Genomic DNA, 20481 nt, shown 5'->3' with positions numbered 1-20481 from the left:
TGCGGGGTGCGGAACAGTGCCTGCTTGCCTCTTCTGGACGTGCAAGACCCCATCAACGGAGGAGAAAACCATGCAGGCAGCACGCATGTCGGGCCGGAGGCAGCTCGTAACCACCGCGGTGTTCATCGCCGTCGGCGGGCTCGTCCTCACCGGATGTTCCAGCGGCGAAGAGACCAGCAGCGACCCGACCAACAATTCAGTGGAAGGCAACCAGGCCGAGGGCGACACCGTTGTTATCGGTTTCTCCGGTCCGGCTGCCGACCACGGCTGGCTCGGAGCCATCAACTCCGCGGCCCTCGCCGAAGCGGAGAAGCTCCCGGACGTTGAACTGCGGGTGGCGGAGGGCACCAACGACGCCAATCTCCAGATCAGCCAGGTGGAGCAGTTCATCAACGAGGGCGTGGACGCCATTGTCCTGCTGCCCACCGACGGCGCCGCACTGACCGACGTCGCCACCCGGGCTATGGAAGCCGGCATTCCGGTGATCAACGTGGACCGGGAGTTCTCCAGCCCCTTCGCCGCGCGCGCCACCGTCCTCGGCGACAACTACGGCATGGGTGTCAGCGCCGGAACGTATATCTGCGAGCAGCTGGGCGACCAGCCCGACGCCGTGGTGGCGGAAATCGCCGGCATCGACTCGCTGCCACTCACCCAGGACCGCAGCGCCGGGTTCAAGGACGCGCTGGAGGGCTGCGGACTGGAGGTCACCAACCGGGTCGCAGCCGACTTCACTGTCCAGGGCGGGGAGGCTGCTACTTCACAATTGCTCGCGGCCGCCCCGGAGATTGATGCGCTCTGGAACCACGACGACGATCAGGGCATCGGTGTCCTGGCCGCCATTGACGCCGCCGGGCGGGACGAGTTCATCATGGTCGGCGGGGCAGGCTCCGCCAACGCGATGCGGGAAATCCAGGCCGGCGACGGCGTGCTCAAGGCAACGATCATCTATCCCTCCACCCAGGCCGCGGACGGCATCCGGCTGGCCCGGCTGGTGGTTCAGGACAAGGCCATGAGTGATCTGGTGGAGATCGAGGTCCCCAACCGGATTGTCCTGAACGCACCCGTGGTCACCAGCGAGAACGTGGAGAAGTACCTTCCCACCGCGTTCGAGTCGTAGGTCCCGGCCGGGAGGGCGCCCTGACCCGGGGCGCCCTCCCGGCCCAACCCACGCCCCCGGAGAACAACAGCGGGAAGTCCGCGGAAGCAAGGAGAAAAGATGGACGTCGAAAAGCCACTGCGGGTGGCGCTGATAGGCCACGGATTTATGGGCGCAGCCCATTCCCAGGCGTGGCGGGTTGCTGGAAGGTTCTTCGATCTCCCGCGCCAGCCCCGGATGACGCTGCTGGTGGGCAGGGATGCCGCCCGCACGGAAGCCTCCGCCCGGAAATGGGGCTGGGAGCAAACCTCCACGGACTGGGAGGAAGCCGTGCAGCGGGAGGACATCGACGTCGTCGACATCGTCACGCCGGGCGCCTCCCACGCGCAGATCGCCATCGCCGCACTGCAGGCGGGCAAGCACGTGCTGTGTGAGAAACCGCTGGCCAACACGGTCCAGGAAGCGCAGGAAATGGCCGACGCCGCCGCCCGGGCAGCTGCCCACGGCACCCGGGCGATGGTGGGGTTCACTTACCGCCGGCTCCCGGCCGCAGCACACGCCCGGGACCTGGTGGCAGCCGGCGCCATCGGCACCGTACGGCAGGTGCGGGCCGCTTATCTGCAGGACTGGCTGGTGGACGCCGAGGCGCCGCTGACCTGGCGGCTGGACCGGGAGCAGGCCGGCTCCGGTGTCCTCGGTGACCTTGGCGCCCACGCCGTGGACCTGGCCCAGTACGTGACCGGCCAGCAGCTCACCGAAGTCAGTGGAACCCTCGAAACCCTGGTGGCTACCCGCCCGCTGCCGGCCGGCGCCGCCGTTCCCGGAAGCACGGGCCTGGGCGCGGCCGCAGGCACCGGCGAGCGCGGACCGGTCACGGTGGATGATGCCGCCTACTTCAGCGGCCGCTTCGGAGACGGCGTGCTCGGCTCCTTCGAGGCCAGCCGGATGGCCACCGGCCGCAAGAATTCCCTGCGGCTGGAGGTCTCGGGCAGCCTGGGCGCCGTGAGCTTTGACCTGGAGGACCTGAATTTCCTGGACTTCTACGACTACACCGCCCCGCCCGCGAGGCAGGGCTTCACGCGGATCATGGTCACCGAACCCGTGCATCCGTATGTCTCCGCGTGGTGGCCGGCCGGCCATTCCCTGGGCTATGAGCACGGTTTTGTCCACCAGGCCAAGGACTTCGTGGAGGCCATTGCCGCTGGAACCCAGCCCGCGCCGTCGTTCGCTGACGGGTTCCAGGTCCAGCAGGTGCTCGACGCCGTTTCCCGCAGTTCCGGCAAGTCCAGCGTCTGGACCCCGGTGCAGTAGCCCCTTCCCGCTTACGCAAGGAGTTCTTATGTCCCGCCCAGTCACCCTGTTCACCGGCCAGTGGGCCGACCTGCCCCTGGAGGAAGTGGCCCGGCTCGCGTCCGGCTGGGGCTACGACGGCCTGGAAATCGCCTGCTGGGGAGACCATCTGGATCCCTGGCGCTGGGATGACGAGTCCTACCTCCAGGGCCGGTTGGCGATCCTGGAAAAGTACAACCTCAGCGTGTACGCGATTTCCAACCACCTCAAAGGCCAGGCCGTCTGCGACGATCCGATCGACCAGCGCCACCGGGACATCCTCCCGGACCGGGTCTGGGGCGACGGTGAACCCGAAGGGGTCCGGCAGCGGGCCGCGGAGGAAATGAAGCACACCGCCCGGCTGGCCGCGGCCCTGGACGTGAAGACGGTCATCGGGTTCACCGGTTCCTCCATCTGGAAATACGTGGCGATGTTCCCGCCGGTGTCCGCGGCGGCCATCGACGCCGGCTACCAGGACTTCGCCGACCGCTGGAACCCCATCCTGGATGTCTTCGACGAGGTGGGCGTGCGGTTCGCGCATGAGGTCCATCCCAGCGAAATCGCCTACGACTACTGGACCACCCAGCGGGCCCTGGAAGCGATCGGCCACCGGCCGGCGTTCGGGCTGAACTGGGATCCCAGCCACTTCGTCTGGCAGGACCTGGATCCGGTCAGCTTCCTCTGGGACTTCCAGGACCGGATTTACCACGTGGACTGCAAGGACACGAAGAAGCGCATGGGCAACGGGCGCAACGGCCGGCTCGGCTCCCACCTGCCCTGGGCCGACCCGCGGCGCGGCTGGGACTTCGTCTCCACCGGTCACGGCGACGTGCCCTGGGAGGACGCGTTCCGGATGCTCAACAGCATCGGCTACGAGGGGCCGGTGTCCGTGGAATGGGAGGACGCCGGCATGGACCGCCTGGTGGGAGCGCCGGAGGCCCTGGCGTTCGTGCGGTCCCTGGCCCTCGATCCGCCGCAGGCTGCCTTCGACGCTGCCTTCTCCTCCCGCTGACTTCCTCGCACTGAAGGGAGGGACCCGGCGCCATCGATGTGACGCCGGGTCCCTCCTTTCGTGCTGCCAGCCGGCGGCTATGACCAACTGGCAGCTGCTAGCTGGTCATAGCCCCTAGCGGCGGGAGTTGCCCCGGTAGGAGGCCCAGTGCTGGCGTCCGCCGTCGTCGCCCCGTCCCCAGTTGGCCTGGTGCCCCCGGTTACCCTGGTGGCCCCAGTGTCCGCGGTCCCAGTCAGCCCGTTCACCGTGGCCCTTGCCGTGCCCATGGCCGTGGCTGTGTTCGTGCTTGCCATGGCCCGGCCGGTCGCAGCCGATGGTGATGTAGCCTTCCAGCCGGATGTCCTCGACGGAACTGCCAACGTAGATCGGGACCCTGCCGGTGGGAGTGACCCAGCCGTCAGTTTCCACGTCCCAGTACTGCAGCGAGCGCGGATCGAGCTGGATCTCCAGCCGGCCCCGCTCCCCCGGCGCGAGGGTGATGCTGCCGTACCCGGCGAGCTGCTTGGGCGGTGTCGGCACCTCGGTGGGCAGGGTGCCCACGTACACCTGCACCGTTTCCCGGCCCGTGGTCTGCCCGGTGTTCCGGACCTTCAGCGAGACGGAGGCCTTCGGCTCCTCGGCGTCGGGATCCACCCGGCGGCCGGTGTCCAGCCGGCCGTAGTCGAACTCGGTGTAGGACAGGCCGTGGCCGAAGGGGAACAGCGGCACCGCCCCCTGGGCCAGATACGCCTTGTAGCCCACGAACACCCCTTCGGTGTAAGGCACCACCGGATCCACGATCGAGATCAGATCGAACGGGTTCGGCGGGCCGACCGTGACGGCCTGCTCGTCGCTGACCGGGAAGGTCACGGGGAGTTTGCCGGAGGGGTTGATGTCTCCGAACAGCAGCCCTGCCACCGTAATGCCCTGGCTCTGGCCCGGGTACCAGGTTTCCAGCACCGCCGGCACCTGGTCGATCCACGGCATGGTCACCGGGCCGCTGGTCGCGAGCACCACAATGGTGTTCGGGTTCACGGCGGCGACGGCGCTGATCAGCCGATCCTGGTCCTGCGGCAGGGTCAGCGAACCGCGGTCCGCGGCCTCACCGGTGTAGTCCCGGGCCACCACGACGGCGACGCTGGAGCTGGCGGCCAGCTCCACCGCCTCGGCGAAGGCCGGAGCAACCACGTCCTCCTGCGGAGTCCAGCCGAAACGGATCATCGCTCCGGGCTGGTCGTTCAGGCCGCCGTTGAACTGGTTGGGCGCATCGGTGGTGTAGTCGATGCGCACGGCCAGGGTTTGGCCCGCAGTGAGGTCCACCGTGATTTCCTGGGTGGTCAGGGTCGGCGCCGGGTTGGTGATGACCTGCTGGTCATCCAGGAACAGCTGCGCGGCACCCAGGTTGGTCAGCGAGAAGGTGTACGGCGCCGTGGCCGGGGCCACGATCGAGCCGGTCCAGCGCGCGGAGATCGGCTGGGAGGCCAGGACCGGGCCGATGCCGGGGACCTGGGAGGTGTTGATGGTGTCGTTGGAGATGCCGGTCCGCAGGTTGACCTGTTCCTCGGTGCGGGCCAATTCCGGCTCGCCTTCGAAGTTGTTCAGCCCCAGCCGGTATTCGGCGTTGACGTTGGTGAGCACTCCGCTGGGAACCGGCGGAGGGCCCGGAATCGTGTCCGCCAGGGACACCGGATCTGTCCCGGCTGCTGTCGTCACGGTGCCGCCTGCCCGGGCGGTGATGCCGTCCAGGATGGTGGTCAGCCGGGCCGGGTTGGGAATGGCACCGCTGCCGCCGCCGTCGATGTACCAGTCGACGTCCGCGCCGATCAGCCCGACGCTCGGCACCGCGTCATCCAGCGGCAGGGCGCCGTCGTTCTTCAGCAGCACCGCCGCCTGTGCGGCGACCTGCTCGGCGACCCCGGCATGCTGGTCCAGCATCGTGTCCGGAATGGGCGGTTCGGCCGGCTGCGGGTTCTCGAAGGATCCCGGCGGCGGGTTGTCCACGATTCCGAACTGGAACATGGTCAGCGCGACCCGGCGGGCGGCGTCGGTAATCCGGTCCTCCGGTACGGTCCCGTCCAGGACCGCCTGCAGCAGGTTGTCGCCGGAGAATTCGTCGCCCGGGCCGGATACGTCCAGCCCGGCGGCGTAGTCGGCGAAGCTGTGGGCGGCGTTGAAGTCGGAGGAGACGAAGCCCTGGAAGCCGAGCTGGCTCTTGAGGACCTGGTTCAGCAGGGTGTCATTGCCGCAGGCATATTCGCCGTTGACCTTATTAAAGGAGCACATCACCGCTCCGGCGTTGCCGTCCTGGATCACGCTGGCCCAGGGCCGGGTGTAGGTCTCCTGCAGGGTGCGTTCGTCCACCTGCACGTCCACGTGGCCGCGCCGGGTTTCGAAGTTGTTCAGGTTGTAGTGCTTCACCAGGGCGGACACCTGGGCATCCTGTTCACCGATCACCTGGTTGGTGGCGGTGTCCCCGCTCAGCAGCGGATCCTCCCCCAGGTCTTCCCACATCCGCCCGTTATACGGGGTGCGGACCAGGTCCATGGTCGGCCCGGCAATCGCGTTGTAGCCGGTGGTCCGGGCCTCTTCGCCGGAGACGTGCCCGTAGGCCTGGGCCAGCTTGGGATTAAAGGTGGAGGCCAGTCCGACACCGACCGGAAGCGCCGTCGTCGGGGTCGATTCCAGCGCCAGCCCGCAGCAGCCGTCCTTGCTGCGGATCGGCGGGATGCCCAGTTCCGGCAGCCCGGGCCCGCCGCTTTGGATCAGCAGCGTGACTTTCTGCTCCAGCGTCATCACCGCGATCAGAAGGTCCGCGCGTTCCTCCGGCGGCAGGCTGGGGTCCAGCCACGGCTGGTCCTGGGCCGGGGCCGGGGCATCGGCGGGAATCTGGGCCGCCGCAGCTTGGTCCTCCGCCGCGGACTCCGAATCCGGAAGTCCGACAGCACCGGCCGGCGGCAGGAAACTTGTGGTGGCGAGCAGGGTTCCCGCCAAAACGGCGATCCCCTTGGTGAGTATTCGATGTCTGGGGTTTCGTCGTCGGGGGATGCGGCTGGTTTGGATGCGATGCAAGGGTGGAGTGCTGACTCTGCTTTTTCGCTGCATGGTGGTTCCCTCATACGGGCCGCGTTCACCCCCTGGGCGCGGCGGCTACCGCTCGGACTCCGCAGTGTGACCTGTGCGGGTGATGCACGGCGGGGGCACCTCGGCTTCTGACAGGCATTGGCCTTCCCCCAGCTTGGGTGTTCCCACCGCGGCTCCCTCCGATCCCTCATGCTGATCGGCGGGTGCAGGAAGGACGGTATGAGTGGGTCCCGAACCGGTCAACCGAGGTTGCCCGGCGGCGGGGTTTTGGGGCGTGATTGGGTGTGCGGGCGCCCCGGAAACTAGGACCAGTGAATCGGCACCGCAAGCCGGCGCTGCTCCGGGCTCGCCAGCCCGGGAACCTCAAGCCCGCGGTCCTGCAGACCGCGCTGCTCCAGCAGGTGCAGCAGCATCTCCACAGCCTGCCGGCCGATCTGGATGCCGTCCACGTCCACGGAGGGGACGCCGGCGGAGCCCAGGGCACGGGCGATCCGGGAATCACCGCTGACCACCAGGTCCTGCGGCACGGCGAATCCGCGCAGCCGCAGGGCATACATGAGGCCCAGGGCGATCGGGGAGGCATATACCAGGACGGCGGTGGCTCCGGAGGCAAGGACGTCGTCGACCAGCCGGATGCCGCTTTCCGCGAGCGGCGGCAGCGGACCCAGCACGGTCAGCTCCGCTCTGCCGGCCAGCGCCTGCGTGATGGCACGGGTGCGCATGCTGTCCGGCCAGGAACCCCCGGGCCCGCCGACGTAGGCGATCCGGGTGTGGCCGCGGTCCGCGAGTTCCCCGGCCAGCCGGCCGAACGCTTCCGCAGTGTCTGCCACGACGGAGGGCATGCCGGGAACTTCGCGCTCGATCAGCACGGTGGGGGCCAGGGACTCGGCGTGGCGCACCATGTCCTGGCTGGCCTGGGAGGCGTTGAGGATCAGCCCGTCCACCTGCCCGGCGAGCCGGTCGATGCCGCGCTGGTCTGCCGGGGAGGCCAAACCGCTGACGGCGATGGTGAGGTGGTTGCCGGATTCCTCCGCCGCTGCCTGCGCGCCCTCGATGATCGGAGCGAAGAAGGTGTTCTGCAGGCTCGGGACCACCAGGGCCAGCAGCCCGGTGCGGCCCCGGGCCAGGGCGCGGGCGATGCGGCTGGGCTGGAAGCCAAGGGAGTCGGAAGCGGCCCGGACCCGTTCGATGGTCTCGCGGGCCACCAGTTCCGGCCGGCCCAGGGCGCGGGAAGCGGTCGCCTTGGACACGCCTGCCAGCGCGGCGACGTCGTCCAGTGTTGCCATGGTTCCCCCTATTTCCCTAGCGCGTAACTCTACCGCCGGGTGGGTGGCGTGTGCCGCATGTGAAGCCGGTTAACAAACCGGAAACACGATCCTACTAGGGTAAGGTGCAATCGGTTCCACAACCGGTTTCATTCACGCGGTTGATAACCGTTTTGATCGTTTGTCCGTTTGATCGATTCGTCTGCCTGGCCGAACCGGTCCGCCCATATTGATTCGGGGATAACGCCGTATGCTGCGCAGACCCAAGCTCCTGATTGCGCCGGGAGCCGTTGTGCTGGTGCTGGGATTCGCCATCCCCGCGCTGATCATGATCTTCAGCCCGCCCGGCTCCGGCCCGGCCGAGGTCCTCAGCCGGCTCTGGCAGATGCTCGGCGACCCGTATGACCTGGCGATCATCGGCCGGACCCTGCTCTACGGGCTGACCGTCACCGGCCTGTGCATCGTCCTGGGCTTCCCGATCGCGTTCCTGCTGGCCCGCTCCAACTCCCGGTTCGCCGGCGTCTGGCTGGCCCTGGCGATCTTCCCGCTGCTGCTGAGCAACGTGGTCCGCACCTTCGGCTGGCTGGTCATCCTGGGCAGCAACGGCGCCGTCGGCCAGCTGATTGTCGCCCTGGGCCTCAGCGAACGCGGCCCGCAGCTGCTCTACACGCCGCTGGCCGTGATCCTGGGCATGCTGCAGCTGTTCCTGCCGCTGGCGATCATCACCATTTACTCGGCCATCGCGCAGGTGGACCGCAACCTGGACGACGCCGCCCGCGGCCTGGGTGCCACCCGTACCCGCACGCTGTGGAGCATTGTCGTTCCGCTGTCCCTGCCCGGCATCGTCGTCGCCGCCACACTGGTGTTCGCGGGTGCGGCCACCGCCTACACCACGCCATACCTGCTCGGCGGAACCGGCCAGCGGGTGCTCTCCACCCAGCTCTTCACCTACTCCTCGGTGACCGTTGACTGGCAGGCGGCCTCGGCCACCGCGCTGATTATGACGGTGCTGGTGTTCCTGGTCTCCGGACTCTCCGCTGTGCTCGGCTCGCGAAAGGGCAGGGTCGATTGAAAACCCACCGTATGAAAACCCGCAGCATGAAAACCCGTCCCGTCCTGCTAGCCCTTGCCGTCATCGGCTACGTCGTGATGATCGTTCCGATCCTGTTCGTGGTGATGACGTCCTTCACCGCTGGACGCACGCTGGCGTTCCCGCCCACCGGATTCTCGCTGCAGTGGTTCGAAAAGGCCCTCTCCTACGGTCCGTTTATGGAGTCCCTGACCTCCTCGCTGCTGCTGGCCGTGGTGTCCACCGTCCTGGCGCTGCTGCTTGGCGTTCCGGTGGCCCTGGCCATTGCGCGCAGCAAGCTGGCCGGCAAGTCCGCCATCCAGACCTTCTTTGCCTCTCCGCTGATCGTGCCGGAGCTGGTGATCGGGCTGGCGCTGTACCAGCAGCTGGTCATCACCCTGCGCGCGGATACCTTCTGGGTGCTGCTGATCGGCCATGTGGTCATCCTGATGCCTTACACCGTCAGGGTCACCGGCTCCACGCTGGTGCTCAGCGACCTCAGCATTGAAGACGCCGCCCGCGGCCTGGGTGCCACACCGCTGCACACGTTCCGGACGGTCACGCTGCCGCTGATGCGGCCGGGCCTGATTTCCGCCGCGCTGCTGAGCTTTATCACTTCGTTCAACAACGTCCCGCTATCCCTGCTGCTGCAAAGCCGGGATTTCAGCACCTTCCCGATCACCATGCTGGATTACGTCCAGCAGTCCTACGACCCCATGATCGCCGCCATGTCCACGCTGATCATGGCCGGCACGGTAATCATCGCCATCATCGCCGAGCGGACCGTGGGCTTCGCCAAAATCTTCGGAGGTATCAACTCGTGAGCACGCCCGCAGCAGAATTCGTGAACGTGAGCCAGAACTACGGCGGTTCGCTGGCCGTGGATTCCATCAACCTGCAGATCGAGGAGGGGAAGCTGACCACCCTGCTCGGTCCCAGCGGCTGTGGCAAAACCACCAGCCTGCGCATGCTGGCCGGCTACCTGCAGCCCACTGCCGGGCAGATCATCATCGGCGGCTCGGACGCCACGAAGCTTCCGCCGGAGAAGCGGAACCTGGGCATGGTCTTCCAGTCCTACGCCCTCTTCCCGCACCTGACCATCGCGGACAACGTCGGCTACGGCCTGAAGCTGCGCAAGGTGCCTGCCGCGGAGCGCAAGGCCCGGATCGCCGAATGCCTGGACATGGTGGGCCTGGGACACCTGGCCGAGCGCAAGCCCAAGGCCCTTTCCGGCGGCCAGCAGCAGCGTGTGGCGCTGGCGCGCGCGATCGCCATCCGGCCCCGGCTGCTGCTCCTCGATGAGCCCCTTTCCAACCTCGACGCCCGGCTGCGGGTGCAGATGCGCGCCGAGATCCGCCGGATCCAGTCCGAGACCGGGCTGACCGTTGTGCTGGTCACCCACGACCAGGACGAAGCGCTGGAAATGTCCGACTCCATGGTGCTGATGCGCGCCGGGAAGATCGAGCAGACCGGTTCCCCGTCCGAGATCTTCACCCGGCCCGGCAACCGGTTCGTTGCCGACTTCCTCGGTTACGAAAACTTCCTGGAACTGCCCGCCCGCGGCCTGGTCACTGTCCGGCCCGAACACCTGCGCCTGGTGGCTCCGGATCAGCCGGCGGCCGACGGCGGTGTGCTGCTGGACGCCGTCGTCACCTCGGTGGCCTACCGCGGCACCGACGAAATTGTCACCGCCGCTGCCGGCGGCAACGATCTGAAGGTGGCAGTGCACCGCAACTCGCAGAGCGCGTCGCTTCCGGCGCTGCGCCCGGGTGACCCGGTCACCATTTCGGCGGCTGCCGGGGACATCGTGTCCCTGCCCGACGACGTCGTCCCCTCCCCCGTTACTGCTTCTTCAACCGCTCCGTCGCCCGCCGCCTAGCGGGACGGTGACTCACCGCGACGGCGGCACCTGCCGCCGTCGTCGTCCCGGTTTTTCCAGAGATTTGCCAGATTTCCGCTTGCCCTGAACCTACGCGGCGCACCCGCGCCGGGTACCACCGAAAGGAAACGAAACACCATGTCACTCCCCCGCAACCGCGCAGCCAAGCTCGCTGCTGCCGCCTCGGTGGCCGTCACCGCCGCCCTCGTCCTGTCCGGCTGCGGCGCTTCCAGCGACGCTGCCGGGGAGTCCAAGACCCTGGTCCTGAGCGCTTTCCCGTTCGGTGTGGAAGCGTTTGAGGAAGCCGTGGTGAAGCCCTTCGAAGCGAAGACCGGCATCAACGTGGAGATCGAAACCGGCTCCAACGCGGACCGGCTCTCCTCCCTGGACCTCGCCGGCGGTGATGCCGGCATCGACGTGATGCTGATGTCCGATTTCTACGCCGCCATGGGCGAGGAAAAGGGCCTGTTCCAGGCCGTCGACGCGGCGAAGGTCCCGAACCTGGACAACATCGCGGACTTCGCTATCTCGGATGACTTCTCCGGTCCGTCCTACAGCTACCAGCTCAACGGCGTGATGTACCGCACCGGCGACGTGAGCGCCGAGGAAGCCGCCAGCTGGGACCTCTACGGTGACGACTTGTACGCCGGCCGGCTGGCCTTCCCGGACATCTCCACCACCGGCGGCCAGCTCTCGGTGACCGCAGCGGCCGCCACCTACGGCTCCGACCCGTACGACATCGATGCCGCCCTGGGGAAGATCGGCGGCTGGGCTCCGAACATCCTGAAGTTCGTCTCCTCCTCCACCGAAATCACCAACCTGCTGGTGCAGGGCGAGATCGTTGCCTCCCCCACCCTGAACGGTTTCGCCACCGATCTGATCGAATCCGGCGAGCCGATCGCCTGGACCGCCACCGATACCGGCCGCTACATGGCCACCAACCGGGTGCTGATCCCGTCCGGCGCCGAGAACGTCGACGCCGCCCACGAATTCATCGACTACCTGCTCTCCGCTGAAGCCCAGACCGCTTCCGCTGAGCTGGTCGGCGACCTGCCTGTGAACCCGGACGCGACCGTTCCGGATTCCCTGACCGCCGTCGTCGGCGATATTGCCAATGACCCGATCGCGGCCGGCTTCTCCACCCTGGACTTCCCCACCATCGTGGCGAACTACGACTCCTGGGTAGACCGCTTTGCCCGTGAGGCCTCCTCCAAGTAACTCCGGTCCGGGATTTTCCCGGTCCCAGCAATTCCCCCGGTGCGGGCCGGAAACGGCCCGCACCCTGTTCGCCTGCATTGACCGCACCAAACGCACCAACCCGTACTGAACGCATTAACCCGCACTGAACCCGCACCGAAAGTCAGGACGCATGACCATCACCGCTCCCCTCCCGCCGGAGGCAGTCCAGCCTGAGGCCACCCCGGAAACGTCGGCCCTGCAGCAGTTCGCTGCCCGGCTGCCGAAGACCGATCTGCACTGCCACCTCATCGGCACGGTCCGGGCCACCACCTTCGCCGAGCTGGCCGCCAAGGCGGGCCTGGAGCTGCCGGAGGATCCGGAGACGATCTTCGCGAACATCTCTTCCGTGATGCGGGACTTCACCCCGTACGAGAATGCCCGGATTCCGATTGTGGAGGACTACTCCCTGGACCCCGACGGCGACCGGTACTCACTGTTCCAGGCCTCCGACTGGGTCATGCAGTCCCTGACCGAAGCTGCTGACCTCACACGCATCACGTATGAGGCGTTCGAGGCCGCGCACCGCACCAGCAATACCCGCCACCTGGAATTGTTCATCGACGACGTTCCGCCGAACCTCACCGAGCTCGGCTACGCCGGATGCGTGGAAGCGTATGCGGAGGGCATCCGGATGGCGGAGCGCGACTTCGGGATGAGCGGCCGGCTGATCGTCGGCATCGACCGCAGCAAGGACGGCGCCTACGCCGTGCGCCGCGTCCAGCAGATCCTGAACGCTCCGCACGAGTACGTGGTGGGCATCGGTCTGGACAACCTGGAAACGGCCGGTCCGCCCGAGCGGTTCGAAGCTGCGTACCAGCTGGCCGGCAAGGGCGGGCTGAAGCGCACCGCGCACTCCTCGGAGCATGCTCCGGTGGCCATCAATACGATCACCTGCCTGGACCTGCTGGGCTGCGACCGGATCGACCACGGTTACTTCGTGATGGAGGACGACGCCGTGATCGCCCGGGTGCGCGAGGACCAGACCCCGTTCACCGGCATCTTCACCACCTCCCGCCGGTCCTGGCGGCCGTGGCGGCGCGCCTCGATCAAGGCCATGGTCGACGCCGGCTTGAACGTCATCCTCGCCTCGGACGATCCGGGGATGTTCCCCACCAACCTGGCCAACGAGTACCGGATCGCCGTCGACGATCTCGGTCTGGACCGCGCCTGGCTGCGGAAATCGGCGCTGGCCGGCGCTGACGCCTGCTGGCTGCCCGACGCGGAGAAGGCTGCGCTGAAGGCGTCCATGACGGCGGAGATTGATGCGCTGGAGAAGGAACTGTTCGGCTAATCCGGACTGACACCTGATCTAACAGCGGAAAGGGCCGCCCGGTGGTGATCCGGGCGGCCCTTTCGCGTCACGGGGTGGGTCGGGGGCTGGGGTCAGGCTACAACTGCGCCAGGTCCGGAACCCGGCGCGCATACCCGGTGGCCTGCTCGAACGCGTGCGCCACCTGCAGCAGCGCAAAATCCTCGCCGTGATTCATCACCATCTGCAGTCCCACCGGCAGCCCTGATGCGCTGAACCCGGCCGGCATGGACAGCGCCGGCAGCCCGGTCGCGGAAATAAGGCAGGCCGACCGCATCCAGTCCAGATAGGTAGGGAGTTCCTCGCCGTTGATGCTGGCTGGGTAACGCTGCGCGGCATCGAAGGGCAGCACCTGCGCGGCCGGGGCCAGCAGCACATCGTATCCGGTGAAGAACTCCTGCACTTTCAGCTCCAGCCGGGTGCGGGCGACTGCCGTATCGGCAACGTCCTGCCCGGTCAGCGCCCAGCCCTGCTCCACATTCCAGCGGACCTCGGGCTTGATCGACTCCGGATGCTCCCGGACCAGATCGCCGAGGTTCTGCACGAATTCCAGCGCCCGCGTGTTCCGGAACACCAGGTCCGCGTCCCGGAGGTCCGGACAGGCCTGGGTGACGTCCGCGCCCAGCTCCGCGAAGACCGCCAGCTGGGCTTCCAGGACGCGCAGCACTTCCTTCTCCACCGGAATCCCCAGCCCGAAGTCCGGGGTCCAGGCCACGCGCAGCCCGGTCAGGTCCCGCTCCAGCGGCTGAGCGAACACCTCCGGGCCGATCGACGGATACCCCGCCCGGAAACCAAGCCTGCCGCCGGAACCCGTCAAGGATCCGGGCACCGGCCCGGCGATGGCCTGCAGCATCAGCGCGATGTCCGCCACCTCGCGGGCCATCGGTCCGCTGCGGCCCAGCCAGCTCCACAGGTCCTTCGCCGGCCAGGCCGGCACCGTTCCGGCGGAGGGCCGGAAGCCCACCACGTTGCAGAACGACGCCGGAATCCGCAGTGACCCGCCCATGTCACTGCCGTCGCTGATCGGCTGGATCCGGGCCGCCAGAGCGGCCGCCGCGCCACCGCTGCTCCCGCCCGCGCTGCGGTCCGGGGCGTACGGGTTGGTGGTGGTGCCGAAGACCTCGTTGAAGGTGTGCGACCCGGCGGCGAACTCCGGCACGTTGCTCTTGCCCGTGGTCACAACCCCGGCGGCCTTCAGCCGGGCAATGATCAAATCGTCGGCGTCTGGCACAAAGTCCTGAAACAGCACCGACCCCTGCGTGGTGCGCAGGCCCTTGGTGTTGTGGGTGTCCTTGTGCGTCATCGGCAGCCCGTGCAGCAACGGCAGCTCCTCCCCCTGCCGTCCGGCCGCCGCGGCCCGCTGGTCGGCGGCCGCGGCAAGCGCCAGTGCGCCCTCCGGATCCAGGGTGATAACCGCATTGATCTGCGGATTCACCGCCTCGATCTGTGCCAGGTGCGCGGCCAGCGCCTCCCGCGCCGAGATGGCGCGGGAGCGCAGGGCGGAGGACAGTGCGGCGGCGGACATCGCCTGGATCTCGGCGGTGGACGACGACGGCGCGGGCTGGCTCCCGGCCGGCGACGGCGCGGGCTGGCTTCCGGCCTGCGCCTGCCCGACCGCCGCCTGCCCTGTCGCCCGCGACGCGCCGCCCGCTGCTGCCCCGGAATTCGCCATGCTCAGGCCTGCGTTCCCGTACCCAGCCGGCCGGTCAGGGCCGCCAGCGCGGCAGCCAGCCCGGTGCCCAGCGTGGGCTCGAGTTCGGGAGCGAACTCCGGTGAGTGGTTCCCGGCAACCAGCTCGCCGGCGTCGACCCTTTCGCGTTTAGTGGAGCCGAACATCCAGTACACCGAGGGCACTCCGATTGCGTCGGCCAGCAGACCGAAGTCCTCGCTGCCCATCACCGGCGGAACCTCCTTCACGTTCTCCTCGCCCAGGGCCGCGCGCAGGCCGGGAAGCAGCCCGGCGGTGGTCTCCGGATCGTTGTAGCAGCGCGGGAAGCTGGAGATCTCCTCGATCAGCGGTTCCGGGGCGCCGGAGGCAGCGGCCTCGGCGGCGATAATCCGGCGCAGCGCACCCAGCACGTGCTCCCGCACCTCAGGTTCGAAGGTGCGCACGTTGACCGTGAACTCGGCGCTGCCGGGGATGATGTTCTCCTTCAGGCCGCCGTGGAAGGTGCCCACCGTAATAACGGCGGAGTCCCGGGCCGGCACCTCGCGGGAGAGGATGGTCTGGATCCGCACCACCATGTGGGCGCCGAGCACAATCGGGTCGATCGACTTCTCCGGCTGCGAGCCGTGCGCCTGCCGGCCCAGCACGGTGATCCGCCAGGAGTCGGCCATGGCCATGGCGGTGCCGCTGCTGATTTCCAGTTCCCCGGCCACCCCGGGCCAGACGTGCTGCCCGTAAATGACTTCGGGGCGGGGCGCCTTGTCCCAGAGCCCGTCGGCGACCATGGCCCGGGCACCGGCCGCGGTTTCCTCACCGGGCTGGAAAATGAACACCACGGTGCCGGCCCAGCGGTCGGCGCCGCGGGCCAGCAGCTCGGCGGTGGACAGGGCCACGGCCATGTGGGTGTCGTGCCCGCAGCCGTGCATCACCGGCACGGCGGTGCCGTCCTCCAGGGTGCCAGTGGCGGTGCTGGCGTAGTCCAGCCCGGTGTTCTCGCCGATCGGCAGGCCGTCGGTGTCCGCGCGGAAGCCCACCACCGGCCCGTCGCCGTTGCGCAGGACGCCGACGACGCCGGTCCCGCCGCAGGGAAAGGCCTCCAGTCCCAGCTCCTGCAGCCGGGCCAGCAGGTAGGCCGCGGTGTCGTGTTCCTGCATGGAGAGTTCGGGATGGGTGTGCAGGTAGCGGTAGGTGTCGTGCAGCTTCTGCTGGTCGTCGGCCGTGTAGCCGAGGTCAGTGAGGAAAGCGGCGGCAAGGAAACCGGCGGCGCTGCCGGTGGTGCCTTCAGTGGTGACAGTCATGGGTGAACCTTTCGTCATGCGGGAAACAGGTAGTGCGGGAAACAGGTGGTGCGGGAAAAGCAGGGAAATCCGGGTGGAGCTTCTAGTTGACCAGCTCGGCCGTCTGGTCAGTGGCCGTACGGTTGCGGGCGAACCAGGCGAGGGCCGCCGTCGCCACCACGGTAATCCCGGTGGCGAGCTTGGCGATCGCCGGGAACATCGGCACCAGGACAAAAACCACCAGCATGGCCACGCCGACGGCGATGATCGTGACCCGCGGCTGCTTGGCCGAGACCACCAGCTGCACCAGGACGGCACCGATGATGGACGGGAAGATGTAGAGCCGGGCCACGTCCATCACTTCGACCGGGATGAGGGTCAGCAGCCAGGTGCCCAGCAGGCCCACAAACACCAGCATGGAGACCACGTGGACCATGGCGGCGCCGCAGATGGCCATCAGGGCGGAGAAGTCGGCCTTTTTGGTGCCAGGCTTCGCGCCGATGGTCGCCTGCGCCACCATGGCGGAGGGCAGCAGCTTGTTGGCGATGTTGCCGATCATAAAGGCCTGGTACATGGCGGCCGGGCCCAGCACCGGGTAGTAGGTAATCGGCTCCACGAACCAGAGCACAAAGAACGCGGCACCGACGGCCAGGGCCGCGGTCCACACCATGGTGCCGGTGACGCCGAGGTCGGCGAAGAAGAGCAGGTAGAAGGGGCCGGCCAGGGACAGCAGCAGGGCGGCGAGCATGGTGAGCTGACCCCACCGCGAGGTGGTCCGGTCGAACTCCTTGAGGGAGGCTTGGGCGCCGGCGTCGAGTGCAGTTGTTGACATCAGGGTCTCCTGGGTTCGGGGCTTAGGCTGCTGTGCCGGAAGTGTGGGCAATGTAGGCGATGACCAGGCCCAGGACAATGGAAATCCCCAGGCCCCATTCGCGCAGCCAGGGCGCCTGGAGCTTCTTGGCCAGGAACAGGCACATGCCCATCACGGCGGCGGAGACCACCACGGTCAGCACATGCACCCCGCTCTTGGGCAGCTCCGCGGCGCCCAGGCTGGCGAACGCGCCCAGCAGGGCGGCGGTGGGAATGATGGCCATCAGGGCCGGGTTCACGTCCCGCAGCTTGCTGTCCCCGCGCTTGAGCAGCGGGGTGAAGATCAGGCAGCAGACCATCCACATGGCACCGGAGAGGCTCATGGCGGTGAACGCGACGGCGTACACGGTCTGGGTGTAGCCGTCGCCGCCCAGGACGGCGTCCATGGTGCCGGCGGCGATGGACGCTGAGGCGGTTTCGGTGGCGGCAGAGCCCACCAGCCCGATCCGGATCAGCACGGCGGGCGTGCCGAAGAGGGAGAGCAGGGCAATGCTGACCAGGACCACGGCCAGCGATGGGCCGATGGCGGCTACGGCACCGGCGCGGAAGGAGGTCTTCAGCTCGGCCGGGGAGATCTCCGCGGCGGGCCCGGCTTTCGTGGCGGCCCGCATGTAGATCACGCTCTGGATGATGACGACGGCGAACACGGCCAGCGCGAAGACCCACAGGATGGGAATGTTCGCCACCTGCGCAATGTCGGTGGAGCTGCCGTCACGGGGCGGGGAAAGCATCATGGATGGTTCCTTCGGGTGGAGTGGGGGCGGGCAGAGAAGGAATGCGAATCGAGCCGCAGGAGGGTGTCCGCCAGGACCTGCACCCCTGTGGTGATGTGTTCGGTGGCGGTGAATTCCTCCGGGCAGTGGCTTTTGCCGTTGACGGAGGGAATGAAGATCATGCCCATCGGGGCCAGCGAAGCCATGTGCACGGCGTCGTGCGTGGCACCGCTGGGAATCGGCAGCCAGGGAACGCCGGCGGCATCGGCCGCCGCCGCGGCCAGGTCCTGCACGCCGGTGGCGGCCCGGACCACCGTGTTGTCCGTGGACCAGCCCAGCTCCACCTCGACGTCGTGCTCCGCAGCCTTGGCAGCGATCTCCTCGGCCAGCCGGCGGCGGGTTCCCTGCAGCCAGGTCTCGTCCACGCTGCGGACCTCGCCGTACAGGCGGACCAGGGCGGGGACAACGTTCGGTGAGGCGGAGGCGTTCTCCAACCGGGTGACCGTGGCGACGCCGTGCTCCGGGGCGCCGCAGCCCTCGGCCCGGATAGCCAGCACGGCTTCCGCGGCGGCCACCATGGCGTCGCGGCGGTCATCCATCGGGCGGGTGCCGGCGTGGTCCGGGGTGCCGGTGAAGCTGGCCACCAGCCGTTCGATCCCGGTGATGGCGGTGACGATTCCCACCGGAATGCCGCGGGCTTCGAGCACCGGTCCCTGTTCGACGTGCAGTTCCACGTAGGCGTGCGGGCGCCTGGCGCCGGTCCAGGCCGCCCCGGACAGCAGTGCGGACGGGTCCAGGCCGAAGTCCGTGTAGGCGACGGCGAGGTTGCGGCCCTGGTAGTCGGTGCGGGCCAGATCCTCCCGCGTGAGCTCACCGGCCAGCGCGCGGCTGCCCAGGCAGCTGAGGCCGAAGGGATTGGATTCCTCGCCCAGGAAGTCGACCACCAGCAGGTCCCGGGCCAGCCGGGTGCCGGATTCACGCAGCAGCCGCACGGCCGCCAGCGCGCCCAGGACCCCGACGACGCCGTCGAACCGGCCGCCGCCGTCCACCGTGTCGGTGTGGGAACCGGTGACCAGCGGCGGAATGGAGGGCAGGATTCCGGGCAGCCGGCCGATCAGGTTCCCGGCGGCGTCCTGGTGCACTTCCAGCCCGGCCAGCCGCATCTGGTCGCGGACCCAGCGGCGGGATTCGCGGTACGGGGTGCTGAACACCTCGCGGGTCCAGCCCGGGCGGCCGGGGCTGGCGAACGCGGCCAGTTCGGCCAGCGCCGTGTCCAGCCAGCCGGTGGTTCCGGCCGCGGCGGTAAGGGTTTCCGGCACTCGTCTCTCCTCTAAATGCAATCGATTGCACAACCTCGTCTAAAGAAAGCCCATCGGTCGCCAGGTTTCCCTTGTGGCGCTCCAGATCGGGCTTGGGGACCACTTTCACACGCCGGATCGAGGCCCGTCTAGGGGTGGGACCGAATTGGAAGGAATATTTTTCGATATCGCCAATGAATGTAAATTCCGCAATTCGACTCGATTAAATTCGTTCGTTCCCGCGGGTTGTGGCTTACACTTGCCCGACGCAGCAATCTCTCCCGGCCGCGCGGTATTCGTTTGGAAGGCAGGGTCCACCCATCAGCGCTGACAGCCATGTTCCGCCGCGCCCTGCCACCCTGGAGGATGTTGCCCGCCTGGCCGGGGTACATCCGTCCACGGCGTCAAGGTCACTTGTGGACCAGCCGGTCCGGATCAGTTCCGCCACCGTGGCCCGGGTACGGGAAGCGGCACGGTCCCTGGGCTACCGGCGGGACAGTGCGGCTGCCACGCTGCGTACGGGCAGCTCCCGGCTGATCGGGGTGCTGGTCCCCCGGCTGACGGACATTGTGCTGGCCACGATGTACGGCGGCATTGATGCGGCTGCCGCGGCCCACGGGTACGGCGCGGTGGTGTCCAACGGCCTGGATGACGCACAGGTGCGCCGGGACCGGCTCGATGCCCTGCTGGCCCGGCGGATCGACGGCGTGATCCTGGCCGACGCGCGCCGGGACGATACGCTGGCCGACGACCTGGCGGCCAACGGTTTTCCGTATGTGCTGGCCATGCGCACCCGTCCCGGACATGTTTCCGTCAGCACTGACGACGTCGAGGGCGGCCGGTTGGCCGCGCGTCACCTGCTGGCGCAGGGGCACCGGGTCGCCGGGATCGCTTCCGCGGATCCGCTGGCCAGCACCGGCCGCGATCGGAGCGCGGGGTTCCGCGAGGTGTACGCCGCGGCCGGTTTTCCGGTGCCGGACAGTGCTGTGGTGGCGTCCGGGTTCGGGGTGGCTGCCGGGCGCCGGGCCGGGGTCATTCTGGCTGCCGCCCAGCCGCGGCTCACCGCAGTGTTCGCCGTGGATGACCTCACCGCGATCGGCGTGATGGGCTCCCTGCGCGACGCCGGCCGCACCGTCGGCTCGGACATTGCTCTGGTGGGCTACAACGACATTGACCTGGCTGCCGACCTCCCGGTGCCCCTGGCCTCTGTCCGCTCCGATCTGGACCAGATGGGCCGGCTCAGCCTGAACCTGCTGCTGGCCCGGATTGCCGGCCGCGAGGTCGAATCCGTGCTGCTGCCTCCGGTGCTGATGCCGCGGGCGTCGAGTTTGGGGCGGGTGGGGTGAGGTGCTAACTCGCGGGGTCCGCTGCAATTCGGGCTAACGAAGGGGGTCCGACG

Annotated in this window: 16 protein-coding genes; 9 read left to right on the top strand and 7 right to left on the bottom strand. The window is 68.3% G+C overall.

Annotated elements, in window-relative coordinates:
* Positions 1 to 70 precede the first annotated feature (70 nt).
* From ArtHe_RS01295 to ArtHe_RS01285, 3 genes are all read left to right on the top strand, one after another.
* On the top strand, positions 71 to 1117 hold the full coding sequence (locus ArtHe_RS01295; RefSeq protein WP_248318401.1) for a substrate-binding domain-containing protein: 1047 nt from the start codon (positions 71 to 73) through the stop codon (positions 1115 to 1117).
* 99 nt (positions 1118 to 1216) lie between these two features.
* Complete coding sequence (locus ArtHe_RS01290; RefSeq protein WP_248318400.1) at positions 1217 to 2407, top strand: Gfo/Idh/MocA family oxidoreductase; 1191 nt, start codon at positions 1217 to 1219, stop codon at positions 2405 to 2407.
* A 28-nt stretch (positions 2408 to 2435) separates the two neighbouring features.
* Positions 2436 to 3437 (top strand): sugar phosphate isomerase/epimerase family protein, encoded by a 1002-nt coding sequence (locus ArtHe_RS01285; protein ID WP_248318399.1) that lies wholly within the window; start codon positions 2436 to 2438, stop codon positions 3435 to 3437.
* A gap of 114 nt (positions 3438 to 3551) precedes the next feature.
* On the opposite strand, the gene ArtHe_RS01280 is transcribed toward ArtHe_RS01285, so the two are convergent.
* The gene (locus tag ArtHe_RS01280) at positions 3552 to 6407 is read right to left on the bottom strand and encodes a glycoside hydrolase family 3 C-terminal domain-containing protein (protein WP_248318398.1); all 2856 of its coding nucleotides are present in this window, start codon (positions 6405 to 6407) and stop codon (positions 3552 to 3554) included.
* Between the two features lie 392 nt (positions 6408 to 6799).
* Positions 6800 to 7783 carry a LacI family DNA-binding transcriptional regulator gene (locus tag ArtHe_RS01275; protein WP_248318397.1) on the bottom strand — a complete coding sequence of 328 codons (984 nt, stop codon included), beginning with the start codon at positions 7781 to 7783 and terminating at the stop codon, positions 6800 to 6802.
* 229 nt (positions 7784 to 8012) lie between these two features.
* Between ArtHe_RS01275 and ArtHe_RS01270 the strand changes: the two genes are divergently transcribed.
* The 5 genes from ArtHe_RS01270 (at position 8013) to ArtHe_RS01250 (ending at position 13240) form a co-directional block, all read left to right on the top strand.
* A complete protein-coding gene (locus tag ArtHe_RS01270) occupies positions 8013 to 8834 on the top strand; it encodes an ABC transporter permease (protein ID WP_248318396.1) in 822 nt (273 codons plus the stop codon).
* 26 nt (positions 8835 to 8860) lie between these two features.
* The gene (locus ArtHe_RS01265; protein WP_066302503.1) at positions 8861 to 9655 is read left to right on the top strand and encodes an ABC transporter permease; all 795 of its coding nucleotides are present in this window, start codon (positions 8861 to 8863) and stop codon (positions 9653 to 9655) included.
* On the top strand, positions 9652 to 10710 hold the full coding sequence (locus ArtHe_RS01260) for an ABC transporter ATP-binding protein (protein WP_248318395.1): 1059 nt from the start codon (positions 9652 to 9654) through the stop codon (positions 10708 to 10710). Before ArtHe_RS01265 ends, ArtHe_RS01260 begins: the two co-directional genes overlap by 4 nt.
* A gap of 138 nt (positions 10711 to 10848) precedes the next feature.
* Positions 10849 to 11928, top strand: coding sequence for an extracellular solute-binding protein (locus ArtHe_RS01255; protein WP_248318394.1), 1080 nt, complete (start codon positions 10849 to 10851; stop codon positions 11926 to 11928).
* A 151-nt stretch (positions 11929 to 12079) separates the two neighbouring features.
* Complete coding sequence (locus ArtHe_RS01250; RefSeq protein WP_248318393.1) at positions 12080 to 13240, top strand: hypothetical protein; 1161 nt, start codon at positions 12080 to 12082, stop codon at positions 13238 to 13240.
* Positions 13241 to 13337: 97 nt separating this feature from the next.
* Here the strand turns inward: ArtHe_RS01250 and ArtHe_RS01245 are convergent, their stop codons facing one another.
* The 5 genes from ArtHe_RS01245 to ArtHe_RS01225 form a co-directional block, all read right to left on the bottom strand.
* Entirely contained in the window at positions 13338 to 14930 is a 1593-nt protein-coding gene (locus tag ArtHe_RS01245) for an amidase (protein ID WP_282568701.1), read from the bottom strand.
* Positions 14931 to 14932: 2 nt separating this feature from the next.
* Positions 14933 to 16222, bottom strand: a complete 1290-nt coding sequence (locus ArtHe_RS01240) for an amidohydrolase (RefSeq protein ID WP_248318392.1) — start codon at positions 16220 to 16222, stop codon at positions 14933 to 14935.
* An 82-nt stretch (positions 16223 to 16304) separates the two neighbouring features.
* Positions 16305 to 17033, bottom strand: coding sequence for a hypothetical protein (locus ArtHe_RS01235; RefSeq protein WP_248318391.1), 729 nt, complete (start codon positions 17031 to 17033; stop codon positions 16305 to 16307).
* A 22-nt stretch (positions 17034 to 17055) separates the two neighbouring features.
* The gene (locus ArtHe_RS01230) at positions 17056 to 17802 is read right to left on the bottom strand and encodes a DUF5058 family protein (RefSeq protein ID WP_066302495.1); all 747 of its coding nucleotides are present in this window, start codon (positions 17800 to 17802) and stop codon (positions 17056 to 17058) included.
* On the bottom strand, positions 17802 to 19103 hold the full coding sequence (locus tag ArtHe_RS01225) for a M20 family metallo-hydrolase (RefSeq protein ID WP_248318390.1): 1302 nt from the start codon (positions 19101 to 19103) through the stop codon (positions 17802 to 17804). Before ArtHe_RS01225 ends, ArtHe_RS01230 begins: the two co-directional genes overlap by 1 nt.
* Positions 19104 to 19330: 227 nt before the next feature.
* Here ArtHe_RS01225 and ArtHe_RS01220 point away from each other — a divergent pair, with 227 nt between their 5' ends.
* Positions 19331 to 20428: a LacI family DNA-binding transcriptional regulator gene (locus ArtHe_RS01220; RefSeq protein WP_282568700.1), complete on the top strand. Its 1098-nt coding sequence runs from the start codon at positions 19331 to 19333 to the stop codon at positions 20426 to 20428.
* Positions 20429 to 20481 lie beyond the last annotated feature (53 nt).

The organism is Arthrobacter sp. Helios (assembly GCF_023167125.1).
Taxonomy (GTDB): Bacteria; Actinomycetota; Actinomycetes; order Actinomycetales; family Micrococcaceae; genus Arthrobacter_B; species Arthrobacter_B luteolus.
Note: the sequence above shows the minus strand (reverse complement) of the source record. Positions and strands in the feature narration are given on the sequence as shown.